Annotated in this window: 14 protein-coding genes; 8 read left to right on the top strand and 6 right to left on the bottom strand. The window is 66.6% G+C overall.

The genetic code is table 11. The annotated features are described in order from the left end of the window. The first annotated feature begins 1 nt into the window (after nucleotide 1). The 3 genes from BLQ70_RS06750 (at nucleotide 2) to BLQ70_RS06740 (ending at nucleotide 1,798) form a co-directional block, all read left to right on the top strand. Complete coding sequence (locus tag BLQ70_RS06750) at nucleotides 2-331, top strand: NIPSNAP family protein (RefSeq protein ID WP_091856660.1); 330 nt, start codon at nucleotides 2-4, stop codon at nucleotides 329-331. A gap of 169 nt (nucleotides 332-500) precedes the next feature. Next, the gene (locus tag BLQ70_RS06745) at nucleotides 501-1,316 is read left to right on the top strand and encodes a prephenate dehydrogenase (protein WP_091856352.1); all 816 of its coding nucleotides are present in this window, start codon (nucleotides 501-503) and stop codon (nucleotides 1,314-1,316) included. A gap of 50 nt (nucleotides 1,317-1,366) precedes the next feature. Then, on the top strand, nucleotides 1,367-1,798 hold the full coding sequence (locus BLQ70_RS06740; RefSeq protein WP_091856351.1) for a group III truncated hemoglobin: 432 nt from the start codon (nucleotides 1,367-1,369) through the stop codon (nucleotides 1,796-1,798). 3 nt (nucleotides 1,799-1,801) lie between these two features. On the opposite strand, the gene BLQ70_RS06735 is transcribed toward BLQ70_RS06740, so the two are convergent. Beyond that, nucleotides 1,802-2,734, bottom strand: a complete 933-nt coding sequence (locus BLQ70_RS06735) for a LysR family transcriptional regulator (protein WP_091856350.1) — start codon at nucleotides 2,732-2,734, stop codon at nucleotides 1,802-1,804. A gap of 90 nt (nucleotides 2,735-2,824) precedes the next feature. Between BLQ70_RS06735 and BLQ70_RS06730 the strand changes: the two genes are divergently transcribed. After that, the gene (locus tag BLQ70_RS06730) at nucleotides 2,825-3,733 is read left to right on the top strand and encodes a DMT family transporter (protein ID WP_061969292.1); all 909 of its coding nucleotides are present in this window, start codon (nucleotides 2,825-2,827) and stop codon (nucleotides 3,731-3,733) included. Here the strand turns inward: BLQ70_RS06730 and BLQ70_RS06725 are convergent, their stop codons facing one another. Further along, complete coding sequence (locus BLQ70_RS06725; RefSeq protein WP_091856349.1) at nucleotides 3,734-4,987, bottom strand: SAM-dependent methyltransferase; 1,254 nt, start codon at nucleotides 4,985-4,987, stop codon at nucleotides 3,734-3,736. Nucleotides 4,988-5,133: 146 nt separating this feature from the next. On the opposite strand from BLQ70_RS06725, the gene BLQ70_RS06720 reads away from it, so the two are divergent. From BLQ70_RS06720 to BLQ70_RS06710, 3 genes are all read left to right on the top strand, one after another. After that, on the top strand, nucleotides 5,134-5,829 hold the full coding sequence (locus BLQ70_RS06720) for a class I SAM-dependent methyltransferase (protein WP_091856348.1): 696 nt from the start codon (nucleotides 5,134-5,136) through the stop codon (nucleotides 5,827-5,829). Between the two features lie 91 nt (nucleotides 5,830-5,920). Next, nucleotides 5,921-6,760, top strand: coding sequence for a hypothetical protein (locus tag BLQ70_RS06715; protein WP_091856347.1), 840 nt, complete (start codon nucleotides 5,921-5,923; stop codon nucleotides 6,758-6,760). A gap of 4 nt (nucleotides 6,761-6,764) precedes the next feature. Continuing rightward, nucleotides 6,765-7,235, top strand: a complete 471-nt coding sequence (locus BLQ70_RS06710) for a hypothetical protein (RefSeq protein WP_091856346.1) — start codon at nucleotides 6,765-6,767, stop codon at nucleotides 7,233-7,235. Between the two features lie 30 nt (nucleotides 7,236-7,265). On the opposite strand, the gene BLQ70_RS06705 is transcribed toward BLQ70_RS06710, so the two are convergent. The 4 genes from BLQ70_RS06705 to BLQ70_RS06690 all read right to left on the bottom strand — a co-directional run bounded on the left by BLQ70_RS06705 (nucleotide 7,266) and on the right by BLQ70_RS06690 (nucleotide 10,711). After that, the gene (locus BLQ70_RS06705; RefSeq protein ID WP_091856345.1) at nucleotides 7,266-7,670 is read right to left on the bottom strand and encodes a GtrA family protein; all 405 of its coding nucleotides are present in this window, start codon (nucleotides 7,668-7,670) and stop codon (nucleotides 7,266-7,268) included. A gap of 40 nt (nucleotides 7,671-7,710) precedes the next feature. Beyond that, nucleotides 7,711-9,018: a hypothetical protein gene (locus tag BLQ70_RS06700; protein ID WP_091856659.1), complete on the bottom strand. Its 1,308-nt coding sequence runs from the start codon at nucleotides 9,016-9,018 to the stop codon at nucleotides 7,711-7,713. Nucleotides 9,019-9,162: 144 nt separating this feature from the next. Then, nucleotides 9,163-10,224: a class I SAM-dependent methyltransferase gene (locus tag BLQ70_RS06695; RefSeq protein WP_061970234.1), complete on the bottom strand. Its 1,062-nt coding sequence runs from the start codon at nucleotides 10,222-10,224 to the stop codon at nucleotides 9,163-9,165. 118 nt (nucleotides 10,225-10,342) lie between these two features. Next, nucleotides 10,343-10,711, bottom strand: a complete 369-nt coding sequence (locus tag BLQ70_RS06690; RefSeq protein WP_091856344.1) for an ArsR/SmtB family transcription factor — start codon at nucleotides 10,709-10,711, stop codon at nucleotides 10,343-10,345. 151 nt (nucleotides 10,712-10,862) lie between these two features. On the opposite strand from BLQ70_RS06690, the gene BLQ70_RS06685 reads away from it, so the two are divergent. Next, on the top strand, nucleotides 10,863-12,077 hold the full coding sequence (locus BLQ70_RS06685; RefSeq protein ID WP_091856343.1) for an MFS transporter: 1,215 nt from the start codon (nucleotides 10,863-10,865) through the stop codon (nucleotides 12,075-12,077). Nucleotides 12,078-12,159 lie beyond the last annotated feature (82 nt).

Below are 12,159 nucleotides of genomic sequence, written 5' to 3'. Positions count from 1 at the left end.
CATGATCCACCAGTTGCGCATCTACGAGATCTTCGAGCGCAACAAGGCGGCCTTCCATGCCCGTTTCCGCGACCATGCCGCCCGCATCATGGCGCGCCACGGCTTCAGGATCATGGCGATGTGGGAGACGGCCAGCGCCGCCCGCACCGAGTTCGCCTATATCCTCGCCTGGCCCGATGCCGAGACGAAGGCGGCGGCCTGGGCGAGCTTCATGGCCGATCCCGAATGGATCGAGATCAAGCGCGTGACCAAGATCGAGCAGGGCGACATGGTCGGCGCGATCGAGGACCGCCTGATGACCCTGACCGCCTATTCGCCCTCGCTCGATTGACAGCGCGGGTTGGGCGCGGTTTAAGCGGTCTATGACCAGCCTGATGGCCCAGCGCAGCTATTACGCCCCGTCCTCATAGAGGCGGTGGCATTCCCATGTTCAACCGCCGCGCTGGCGGTTGAATTCAGGCAGATCACCCGGCATCGCGGCTCACCACCGAGCGAAAACGATGTCCTCCAAGATCAGAACCATCTCCACCATCGGCATCATGGGTTTCGGCGCCTTCGGCCGACTGATGGCCCGCCATCTCCAGCCGCATTTCGCGCTGCGCATCTGTGATCCCGTAAACGCGCCCGCGCCCGATGCGAGCGGCAAGGGCTTGCAGCCTGCCACCGCTGCTGAAGTCGCCGCCTGCGATCTCGTCATCCTCGCCGTGCCCGTCCCGGCCATCCCCGAGGCGATCACGACCTTGCGTCCGCATCTCAAGGCCGGCGCCATCGTGCTCGATGTCGGCTCGGTCAAGATCGGCCCGGCCCGCGCGATGCAGGCGGCGCTGCCCGACGATGTCGAGATTATCGGCACTCACCCGCTCTTCGGCCCGCAGAGCGCCCGCGACGGGCTCGCCGGCCTAAAGATCGCGCTGTGCCCCATCAGAGGGAAAAGCACACCGCGCATCGCCGCCTTCCTGCGCCATGTCCTCAAGCTGAAGGTCATCGTCACCACGGCGGACGCCCATGACCGCGAGGTTGCGATGGTGCAGGGCCTGACCCATCTCATCGCCAAGATCCTGGTCCGGATGGAACCCCTGCCCCGGACGATGACCACGGCGAGCTTCGACCTCCTGATGCAGGCGACCGAGATGGTGCGCTACGACGCACCGAACGTTTTCATGGCGATCGAGCGCGCCAATCCGCATGCCAAGGCGGTGCGCGACCGCTTCTTCGCGCTGGCCGAGGAGATGCGGCTGTTCCTGGAACATGGCCATGCCGAAACCGCACAGTCCGCCGCCCTGCCTCACAAGGTCGCAGAGGTTGCGCAGGTCTAGCCTTCGCGATCCTGACCGACGAGAATACCGGAAACACGAATGCTCCTGCGATGACCGACAATCCCCTGCTCTACCCGGGCGCCGCCCACCCCGACCTGCGCGAGCCGATGATCGCGGAGCTCGTCCGCACCTTCTATGCGCGGGCTCGGGAGGACAAGCTGATCGGCCCGGTCTTCGAGGCGGCGGTCGAGGACTGGGACCACCATATCGGCAAGATCACCGATTTCTGGAGCGGCGTGATGCTGCGCACCGGCCGCTACGATGGCCGCCCGATGCGCCCGCATCTGATCCTGCCGCTGGAAGGCAAGCATTTCGACCGCTGGCTCGACCTGTTCGAGATCACGGCGCATGAGGTCTGCCCGCCCGATATCGCGCAGGCCTTCATCGTCCGGGCGCGCCGCATCGCCGACAGTTTCGAGATGGCCCGCGCCAGCCAGCGCGGCGAGTTCGCCGCGCCAAGGCACAGCTTGCGCGAGACCTAGGCGTTAGGCCGCTCTGGCTTCCCGGCTGAGAAACGTCGCGATCTCCCCGCGATCGGCTCCTGCCTCCAGGGCGATCCGCTCGGCCAAGGCCGCAGCCGAGGGCCGCAGCGCCCCCAGCGGCCGGTCGAGCCAGTAGGAGACCGGGTTCAGGGCCTCGCGTTCATCGACCCTGACGATCCGTCCCACAGCCAGTTGCTCGCGCGCCAGGGGCGGGCGCGCCAGTGCAATGCCAAGCCCATGCGCGGCGGCATCCAGCACGAGATTGTAGTCCTCGAAGCGCCGATCCTGCGGGCGCGGGCGATAGTCCAGCCCCTGCGCCGCGAACCACGCTTTCCAGCCGGCGGCATCCGAGTCGTGGATCAACGGCTGAGCCAGCAGGCGCTCCGGCGCGCCCTCCCCGATCACTTCGGCAAGCTGCGGCGAGGCGATGGGGAAGCACCACTCCTCGAACAGCTTGAGCGAGAGCCGGTCCGGCGCACCGCCGCGCCCGCAACGTATCCCGAGATCCACACCTTCCTCTTCGAAATCCACCTTGCGATGCTCGACCTGCAGCACGATCCGCAGCGCGGGCGTCCCCGCCTCCAGCACGGCCAATCGCGGCATCAGCCAGAGCGCGCAGACCGAAGGCGGCGCGCTGACCCGCACGACCGAGGCACCCCGCGCCTCGCGCCAGCGCTCGGAATTATCGGCGATCAACGCAAAAGCCTCCTGTGTGCGCTGGAGCAGGCGCTGCCCTTCCGGCGTCAGCGAGACGCCGCGCGCCTGCCGCAGGAAGACGCGCAGGCCCAGCCAATGCTCGAGCTTGGCGATCTGCCGGCTCACCGCGCCATGGGTCAGGTTCAGCGCCTCGGCGGCGGCGGAGAAGCTGCCGGTACGCGCGGCCGCCTCGAAGGCGCGCAAGGTATCGAGTGGCGGCAAGTTCGAGCTGTGATCCATCCTCACAGCTCATGCGCGAATTGTTCGTTTGTCAATCAGCTGGCATGGGCGCTTATCGGAGCAACTTCTCGTCATCGATGGATCGACGCCATGTCCTCCTCAAGTTGCGCCTCCCCCGCGCTGACCGCCTCAGGCTCCCAGCGCCTCGACCCGACGCTGGTCTTCACCGTGACCTTCACGGTCATGGCCTGGGCCTCCTCCTTCCCGGCGATCCGCGCCGGCCTCGCCGGCTTCGGCCCGGCCGAGATGGCGGCGCTGCGCTTCGCGCTCGCCGGAGGCCCGGCCGCGCTCTTTCTCATCGCGACGCGGGCGAAGCTGCCCGAGCTCGGCGACATCTGGCGCTTCCTCGTCGGCGGCGTGATCTTCATCGCGGGCTATGCGCTGCTCTTGAATTTCGGCCAGCGCGTCGTGCCGGCCGGTCCCGCCGCCTTCATCATCAACACCAACCCGATCATGACGGCCGTGCTCGCCATGATGATTTTGGGCGAGCGCTTCAGCCTCACCGCCTGGCTCGGCACGGCCATCTCCTTCGCGGGCATCGGCGTGATCGCGCTCGGCAAGGGGCTCGACGTCGAGATCGGCGTCAGCGTGCTGCTGATCCTCGGCGCCGCCTTCTGCAACGCCATCACCACGGTCGTGCAGAAGCCGCTCTTCGCCCGCTACAAGCCGCTCCATGTCGCCGCGTGGAACATGGCGATCGGCGGCTTCGTGCTGCTGCCCTTCCTGCCCTCGGCAATCGAGCAGGCGCAGGTTGCCCCCGCCATCTCCTTCTGGTCGGTGGTCTATCTCGCGGTGGTGCCAAGCCTGATCGCCTATGGCACCTGGGCGATCACGCTCTCGCGCCTGCCGGCCGCCCGCGCCTCGAATTTCCAGTATGCCGTGCCGCCGATGGCGATGCTGATCGGCTTCCTCTGGCTCGGGGAAATCCCCACGATCTTCGGGCTGATCGGCGGCGCCATGGCGCTCGCCGGGGTCGTCGTCGTCAACCTCAAGCGCTGATCAGAACCCTCTCGCCTCCAGCGCCTTCTTGTCATCCGCGATATAGTCGCGGATGACGGGCACGGCGCTCTTGTGCGGGCCGAGCAGGAGCTGGAACACCATGTCGCCGCCGATATCGAAGGAGATCGAGCAGGCGCAGAGATAGAATTCCCACATCCGGGCGAAACGCTCGCCCATCATGCCGACGACCTCCTCGCGCTTGGCCATGAAGCGCTCGCGCCAGGCTTCCAGCGTCCAGTGGTAGTGCCGGCGCCAGAACTCGCAGTCGGAGGCCCACAAGCCGGTCTGCTCCTGCGCCGCGAAGACCTCCGACAAAGCCGGAGCATAGCCGCCCGGGAAGATGTATTTATCGAAGAACGGCCCGGTGAAGCCGGGCGGCCCGACGCGACCGATACAGTGGACGAGCGCGATCCCGTCCGGCGTCAGCAGGTCGCGTATCCTGCCGAAGTACTCGCCGTAATGCGCAACGCCGACATGCTCCATCATGCCGACGGAGACGGCGCGGTCGAACGTACCGCCGAGTTCGCGATAGTCCTTGTTGATGAAGGTGACGGCATCGGCAACGCCGGCCGCCTCGGCCCGCTTCTGCGCGGCCGCCATCTGGTCCGGCGAGACGTTGAGCCCGGTCACCTTCGCGCCGCAGGCCTTGGCGAGGTAGATCGCAAGCTCGCCCCAGCCCGAGCCGATATCGAGCACGCTCATGCCGGGCTCGATCCTGAGTTTGGCGGCGAGATGGCGGAGCTTCGCCTTCTGCGCGTTCTCCAGCCCAACATCGGGGCTGTGCCAATAGGCGCAGGAATAGGTCATCGTCTCGTCGAGCCAGAGCCGATAGAAATCGGTCGGGATGTCGTAGTGATGCTTGACCTTCTTGCCGGCGACGCCGAGCGGATTGTGCATCCGCCAGCGCCGGATCTTGAAGCGCACCTTGCGGATCGCCTGTTGCAACGGGTCCTTGCGCATCTCGCGGCGCTGCAGCCAGAACAGCGTCAGCAGATCGTGGATCGTGCCTTCCTCGAAATCGATCCGCCCGTCCATGTAGCCTTCGGCCAGGGCGAGCTCGGGATTGAGGAAGAGCTCGCGCTCGACGCGGTTGTCGTGGAAACGCACGGTCACGGAAGGCGCGGTCTTGGTGACGCCGGCGAAGAGCAGTTCCGCCGGCCCCGAGCCGAAGACATGCTTCTTGCCGTCGGGCGTAATGACCGTCAGGCGACCGTGGCGGACGAACCGCTTGAGCAATCGCGGCAGCAGCAGCATGGCGCTCCTCGTCTCGATTCGACATCCGGACGAAGCGACAACTAAAGCCGAAACGCCGCGGCCTCGAAAGCCCGGCTGTTGCAGAGCCACCCGGCTTATGCGTAGTCATCGCGAACATCGCTGCAACCCGAGGGTCGACCGAACACATGTCCTGGCGCGATTTCTGGAATGGCGAGCATTCGATCTACGTCTCGCCACGCCACAAGGCCCTGCATTACCGCGCCATCGCGACCGATCTCATCGCCCATATCCCGGCCGGCGACGCCGTCGTCCTCGACCATGGCTGCGGCGAGGCGCTGGATGCCGGCCGCGTCGCCGCATCCTGTGGGCGGCTCTATCTCTGCGAGGCGGCGCCGACCGTTCGCGACAAGCTGCGCGCGCAGTTCGGCCGCAAGGACAATATCGTCGTGGTCTCGCCGGAAGAGGTCGAGGCCCTGCCCCCGACCTCGCTCGACCTCGTGGTCGCCAACTCGCTGCTCCAGTATCTCTCGCGCGACGAGCTGAAGGCGCTGCTCGAAATCTGGCGGGACCGGCTGAAGCCGGGCGGCGCACTGATCGTCGCCGACATCATCCCGCCCGATGTCAGCCCCCTGACCGACGCCTCGCAATTGCTCGCCTTCGCCTGGCGCGGCGGCTTCCTGCTGGCGGCCCTCGGCGGCCTCATCCGGACCGTCTTCTCGGACTATCGCAAGCTCAGGGCGCAATACGGCCTTTCGACCTATACCGCGGACGCGATCACGGCCCTGATCCGTGAAGCGGGCTTCGCCGATGTGCAGCAACCGAAGAACTTCGGGCACAATCCGCACCGGATGACGTTCAAGGCAACCAAGGCCAAGATATAGACGAAAGTAGAATTCGAGCCGGAAATTCGGCGCCCTGCATCAATATTACCTTACGGAATGTCGCCAAACGCCTTGATCTGGCGGATCAGATATGGCTTTGAGCGCGGCTTGCCCCTTCAGGCGCGAGATTTCCGTGCAGGACCAGTTCGTCTGCCCCTACTGCGATGCCGCGCTCAATCGGGGCGTGCTGTCGTGCCGCTGCTGCGGCCGGGACCTTACCCCCGTGCTGCCGCTGCTGCATCGCCTCGACGCGCTGGAACAGCGCCTCGCCGCCTTCGAGAAAAGCGCCGAGGAAGATCGCGCTGCAATGGCCCGCACTTGGGTGGCCGAACCTCAAAGAGCTGCCGCCGTCGAGCCTGCCGGGCCTTGGCGGGAAGCCGAGCCGCGCGTCCTGCCGGTCGCGCGCCGGCGCTTCTGGGTGCTGCCCTTCGGCCTGGTCTTGCTGCTGCTCGCCTATTGCGCGGTGATCCTCTGGCTCGACCTGCCGCTCTGGACCCTGCGCCTGTCCTCGATCGCGATCCCCTTCCTGACGGGCCTGATCTATTTCGGCCTCCGCCCGCGCCTGATCGCCTTCGATATCGGCGTTGCCATCGCTTTCGCGATTTTTTCTGTCGGGACCATGAACGCGTTGCTGAGTTGGCACGACAACATACCGCTCCTTCCGCAAGGGCCGGCAGCCTGGCGCGAGACTTCGTTCTACGCGCTGAGCATCGGCGCTTCCATGTTCTCGGGGATGTTGCTGCGCGTGACGCAGGCTGCGCTGACCGCGCGTGGCCTCGTCTCGCTGCCGGAACTGCGAAAGGGGCTGCAGGCCGTCCACGGCAAGGTGCCGATGGAAACGCTGAAGACGATCGAAACCACCATCCTGATGGCCGGCACCGCCATTTCGGCAATCGCCGGTCTCATTGCCGCAATCCTGGGAGTGAAATAGGACGATGATGAAGTCTGTGCTCGCTCGGCACATGCTGCCTGCCGTTCTCGCCACCGCCGCCATGCTGACGGCGGTACAAGCCGCCGACCCGGTCCACCTCATCACCCGCGAGGAAGCCGGGCTGCCGGCCGCGGCCAAGACCCCGGCCAGCACGCGCAACCTGACGCGCGGCCCCGGCATCGACACCCTGCCGACCCCGGACAAGGGCGTCGACGGCAAGCCTTTCCGCCTCGCCGTGCGCTTCATGCCGAGCAACGGCGTGCCAATCGACCCGGCGACCGTGCGCGTCTTCTACCGGCGCCAGCCGCCGATCGACATCACCCAGCGGATCAAGCCGTTCATCACGCCCGCCGGGATCGACGCTCCTTCGGTCGTCGTCCCGAGCGGCAGCCATGTCATCGAGATCGAGGCCACCGACAAGGAAGGCCGCGTGGGCCGCAGGCAGCTCACGCTGACCGTCGCCCCGACGCAATAAAGCCGGACAGGGCGGTGCGAGCCTGTCGCCTCACGCCGTCCTGTCCGCGAAGCTGAAGAACTTGTGGCCGAGGAAGGAAAACACCATCACCACGCCCGTGGTGACCAGTTGCATCGGCAGATAGGGCAACCCCGCCCGCGCCACGAACAGATGCATCAGGATGCCGGTGAGCACGAAGCCGCCGGCCGCGATCAGGGCGAAACGCCAGCCGGCCTGGGCATGGCTGCGGGTCGCATCGAAGGTCATCCAGCGATTGAGCGCATAGGACACCAGCGCGCCGACGATGAAGCCGGCGAGCGTCGCCGGCACGGGATCGATGCGGCCGAGCTCGACCAGCCCGATCAGCACGCCGTAATGCGCGACCGCGGTCAGCCCGCCGGCCAAGACATAGGCGGCGAGCTGGCGAAACTGGCGCGGATACTGGCGAAGCGGCATCCGCGCTTCCTAGAGGATGCCGTGGGTTCGCGGAAGCCCGTCAGCCGGCGTCGCTGCCAGCCAGATTGGCCGGCATGCCACCGACGGGCATGTCGAGCCCCTGCTTCAGCGTATCCAGATGGAATTCGCGAATGCGCCCATTGGCGGGATCGCTGACGAAGGCGTTGCCGCCGATCACGGCGAGGCTCGGCACCGGCGTCTTCGCGCCATAGGCACAGTCGAAGGCGGCAACGGCATCGAAGGCCGCAAGCTCCTTCCAGGACGGCGCGATCTCGTAAATCCGGAGCTTGCCGTCCGGCGTCAGATTGGCGAGGCGGCTGCCATTACCGCTCAGTTCGAACTGGCAGGCAGCCTGCCCGCCCGGCACCGCCAGCACATCGTCCGCCTTGAGCGCCTTTGCATCCGGATCGATCCGCAGCAGCGCGTCATACGGCGCCTTCAGCCCGTAATTGCCGACAAGATAGCGCCCGCCGGCTCGCGACTTCAGGGCGCTGACACGGCGCTCGTCCGGATAGCCGAGCTTGCGCCCGCTCCATGCCGCAGCGGTTCCCTGCCCGGCTTTTGCCAGCACGAGCAGGCCACCGCCCTCGCCCTCGGCGCAGCCGAAAACATGGCGCCCCCGCGCTTCGGCCGAGCCGTGGAAGAGCTTGCAGGAGGCATCGGGCTTTCCGGCATCGTCGAACAGCGCGATCCGCTTCCAGTCCTTGCCCTGCTCGAGAATCTCGAAGCCGTTGGGTCGCGAGGAGGCACTGCGGTCATCGCCCCTGGCATAGGCAGGGTTGGGGATCGACATCAGCCATTGCCGGTTGCCGAGCGGCACCGCAATGCCATGCTGCGGCGCCGGGCTCGGCCAGACCGTGACGGCAGGCTTGTCCTTGGCGAGGCTGTCGATCGCGACCAGCACCGCCTTCGGCTCGCTCTTGCCCTCCCAGGGCCGCAGCCCGTCGAAGAACAGCGCGAGCTGGCCATGGCCGGAGAGCACATGCGCCGGCCGGTCGCCCTTCACGGCGAAATCGAGCAGCTTCGGCGGCGCCTTGTCGAGATCGACATGGTCGCCATGCGATTCCGCGATCAGCCCGGTATCGAGGATACCAAGCGTGCCGGTCTCGTCCCCGGTCTTCACCACGACATAGCGCCCGCCGGAGACGCCGGCGAAACCGGGATTGGCCTTCGGCACGTCGAAGCTGTGCGTGACCTCGCCGCTGTCGAGATCGAGGATGCGGACCACCGGCTTCTCGTGATCGGCGAAGATCAAGCGCCCGCGCAGTGGCGCATGGTCATGGGCGAAAGCCGCGGAGGCGAGCAGGCAGCCGGCGAGGCCAGCGGCAGCGAAACGGAAGGAAGGCACGGGAAGCTCCAAGGCAATAATGCAATGATATAACATTACATCAACATCTCGAGAACTCAACCCACTGCCGCGCTCCCACAGTGGACAATGCCGATATGGCCGGCGCGCTCCGGCGCCGGCGCGCCCGCTGTCAATCAGGCAGCCTCAGGCCCTGACCTCGAACACCATGTTGAACGGCGTCTCGGTTGCGCGGCGGAAATGCTGGAAGCCCGCATCCATCGCGACCTTGCGCAGCCGCATCTCGCCGGCTTGCGCGCCTAGCCCCAGCCCGACCTCCTGCGAGAGCGAGGCCGGCGTGCAGATCATCGTCGATGCCCCGTAGAAGATCCGCCCGACCGGGTTGAGGTTGTCCTTGAGATGATCATGCGCGAAGGGCTCGACGATCATCCAGCTCCCGTCCTTGGCCAGCGACTCCCGCACATGCTTTCCTGCCCCGACCGGGTCGCCCATGTCGTGCAGGCAGTCGAACATCGTCACGAGGTCGTATTTCCGCTCCGGAAAGTCCTTGGCCGAGGCGCGCTCGAAAGTGATGCGGTCGCCAACACCGGCCTTTTCCGCCGCCTCGCGCGCCCGCTCGATCGACGGCCCGTGATAGTCGAAGCCGTGGAAGCGCGATTGCGGATAAGCCTGTGCCATCAGGATGGTGGAGGAACCGTGCCCGCAGCCGACATCGGCGACGGTCGCCCCGCGTTCGAGCTTGGCCTTGACGCCATCCAGCGCCGGAATCCACTCCGCCGTCAGATGCGCATTGTAGCCCGGACGGAAGAAGCGCTCGGTTCCGCGGAACAGGCACTTGCTGTGTTCGTGCCAGCCAAGCCCCGAGCCGTTACGGAAAGCCTCCTCGACCTTCGGCTCGTCGAGCCACATCGACTGGATGATTTCGAAGGCCCCGGCGAAGAAGGCCGGGCTGTCCTCCTCCGCGAAGGCCATGGCTTGCTCCGGCGAGAGACTGAAGCTGTCGCTGCCTTCGTCATAATCGACATAGCCGGCCGAGGCCTGGCCGGCGAGCCATTCGCGCAGATAGCGCTCCTTGAGGCCCGTCTTCTGCGCCAGTTGTTGGGAGGTGACGGGCTCGCCATCGCCCATGGCCTTGTAGAGACCGAGCTGGTCGCCCAGCACGATCAGGGCGCCGGTGACGGAAGCTCCGACATCACCAACGAGACGCTCCACCAAAGTATCGAGTTTCTGAGGGTCGGCAGCACGCATGGCCATCCTCCTCGGGTTCGAGCGTGGCCGGTACCGTATCGCGAACCGGCTCGACGCCATCGCGGAAACGATGACGTTAAACCTGTCCGGATACCTGTCAACGAGGCGACGCCTGTCCCTACGCCTCGTCGCTGCCGGAAAGCCATTCCGGCCCGAGACGCGGCAGATTCGGGTCCCGCCGGGCGGTCTCGATCACGCTGGCGATGAGCCCCGGGAAGCGCTGGTTCAACTCGTCGCGCCGGATGCTGAGATAGCGCGAGGTCCCCTCCACCCGCATGCGGGTGATCCCGGCCTCGCGCAGCTTGGCGAAATGGTACGAGAGCAGCGAGGGCGAGGCGAGCGCAGTGAAATGGCTGCAGCGCGCCTTGTCGACCTCGCTGACCTCGGCCAGCGCGATGAGGATGCCGAGCCGGATCGGGTCGGCCAGCGCCGCGAACACGTCGGCGGGCGCGACATCCTCGATATCGGGGTGGAAAACCGGCTTCATGGCCTCCGAGATAGGCGATGCGACCGCTCCTGACAATATTCAACATTCATTGAAATTACCCTTGTGGTAATTGCGAGGCCGGTTTATTTCAACGATCATTGAATTTCGAACCGCGCTTTCGAAACAGCGATCATCCGCAAGGATCATTCCCATGGATACGCGCCTTCTCTCGCTCGCCGGCGGCGCCTTCGCCATCGGCACGGGCAGCCTGATCGTCACCGGCATCCTGCCCCATCTCGCCTCCGGCCTCGCCGTCTCCGTCGACACAGCCGGCCTGCTCATCTCGATCTTCGCGCTGGCCTACGCCATCGGCTCGCCGATCCTCTCCACCGTCCTCGGCGATGCCGACCGCAAGACCGTACTGGTCGGCGCGATGACCGTCTTCGGCCTCGCCAATCTCGGCGCCGCCTTCGCCGGGGACTTCTGGGTGGTGATGGCCGCCCGGATCGTGATGGCACTCGCCGCCGGCGTCTTCATGCCCGCCGCCAATGCGGTCGCCGTCGCGGTCTCCGCCCCCGAGCGGCGCGGACGCGCCATCGCGCTCGTCACCGGCGGCATGACGGTATCGCTGATTCTCGGCATACCCATCGGCACGGCCGTCGTCGGCTTCGGCGGCTGGCACCTCGCCTTCCTGATCGTGGCGGGCTTGAGCGCGCTCTCGCTGGCGGGCCTTCTGGTCAAGCTGCCCAAGGGCCTGCCGCACAGCACCAACACCTTGCGCGAGCGGCTTCAGGTCGCGGGCCGCGGCGACGTGCTGCTGGCGCTCGCAACGACCATGCTGTGGACCACCGGCGCCTTCGTTCTCTACACCTATATCGCGCCCTTCCTGACCAATCATGCCGGCATCACCGGCCCCTGGCTCGCCGCGACGCTGGTCGTCTCCGGCCTCGGCTCGGCCATCGGCAACCAGCTCGGCGGCATCGCCAGCGACCGCTTCGGCTCCGAGCGGTCGCTGAGTGTCGTACTGTCGATCCTGGCCGCCGCGCTCTTCACCGCCTCGCTGATCGCGGTCAGCCTGCCGCCGGCTTTGGCGATCTGGCCGATTCCCTTCGCGCTCTTCGTCTGGAGCGCGGCGGGCTGGGCCGGCCACCCCTCGCAGATGTCGCGGCTGGCCGCGATGGCGCCGGATGCCACCGTGGTCGCGCTCTCGCTCAATGCCTCCGCGCTCTATTTCGGCATCGCGGCCGGCGCAGCGCTCGGCCAGCAGGTGATGCGCCATGCCGGCACCTGGCCGCTCGGCTTCGTCGGCGCGGCCTGCGAGGTCGCAGCGCTCGCGGTGCTCTTCATCGCGATGCGGCGCAAGCGCCGGCAGCCCCGTCCGCTGGAGATCGATCTCGTCATCCCCGCACCAAGGCCTGTGCGTTGAGCAAGGGGGGAAGCGCTTTTAGCTTTCCCCTTCCGCCTTCGCCGTCTATAGCGAGCGCCTAGCATTCATTCAGACGCTCGCA

This window comes from Allobosea robiniae (assembly GCF_900102525.1).
GTDB classification, from domain to species: domain Bacteria; phylum Pseudomonadota; class Alphaproteobacteria; order Rhizobiales; family Beijerinckiaceae; genus Allobosea; species Allobosea robiniae.
The sequence above is the reverse complement of the archived record's forward strand: the minus strand, read 5'-3'. Positions and strand labels throughout refer to the sequence as shown.

Bases quoted from the DNA above. Each gene is read 5' to 3' on its own strand.
- BLQ70_RS06750 (WP_091856660.1), top strand. From the start codon at position 2: ATGATCCACCAGTTGCGCATCTACGAGATCTTCGAGCGCAACAAGGCG.
- BLQ70_RS06745 (WP_091856352.1), top strand. From the start codon at position 501: ATGTCCTCCAAGATCAGAACCATCTCCACCATCGGCATCATGGGTTTC.
- BLQ70_RS06740 (WP_091856351.1), top strand. From the start codon at position 1,367: ATGACCGACAATCCCCTGCTCTACCCGGGCGCCGCCCACCCCGACCTG.
- BLQ70_RS06735 (WP_091856350.1), bottom strand. From the start codon at position 2,734: ATGGATCACAGCTCGAACTTGCCGCCACTCGATACCTTGCGCGCCTTC.
- BLQ70_RS06730 (WP_061969292.1), top strand. From the start codon at position 2,825: ATGTCCTCCTCAAGTTGCGCCTCCCCCGCGCTGACCGCCTCAGGCTCC.
- BLQ70_RS06725 (WP_091856349.1), bottom strand. From the start codon at position 4,987: ATGCTGCTGCTGCCGCGATTGCTCAAGCGGTTCGTCCGCCACGGTCGC.
- BLQ70_RS06720 (WP_091856348.1), top strand. From the start codon at position 5,134: ATGTCCTGGCGCGATTTCTGGAATGGCGAGCATTCGATCTACGTCTCG.
- BLQ70_RS06715 (WP_091856347.1), top strand. From the start codon at position 5,921: ATGGCTTTGAGCGCGGCTTGCCCCTTCAGGCGCGAGATTTCCGTGCAG.
- BLQ70_RS06710 (WP_091856346.1), top strand. From the start codon at position 6,765: ATGATGAAGTCTGTGCTCGCTCGGCACATGCTGCCTGCCGTTCTCGCC.
- BLQ70_RS06705 (WP_091856345.1), bottom strand. From the start codon at position 7,670: ATGCCGCTTCGCCAGTATCCGCGCCAGTTTCGCCAGCTCGCCGCCTAT.
- BLQ70_RS06695 (WP_061970234.1), bottom strand. From the start codon at position 10,224: ATGCGTGCTGCCGACCCTCAGAAACTCGATACTTTGGTGGAGCGTCTC.
- BLQ70_RS06690 (WP_091856344.1), bottom strand. From the start codon at position 10,711: ATGAAGCCGGTTTTCCACCCCGATATCGAGGATGTCGCGCCCGCCGAC.
- BLQ70_RS06685 (WP_091856343.1), top strand. From the start codon at position 10,863: ATGGATACGCGCCTTCTCTCGCTCGCCGGCGGCGCCTTCGCCATCGGC.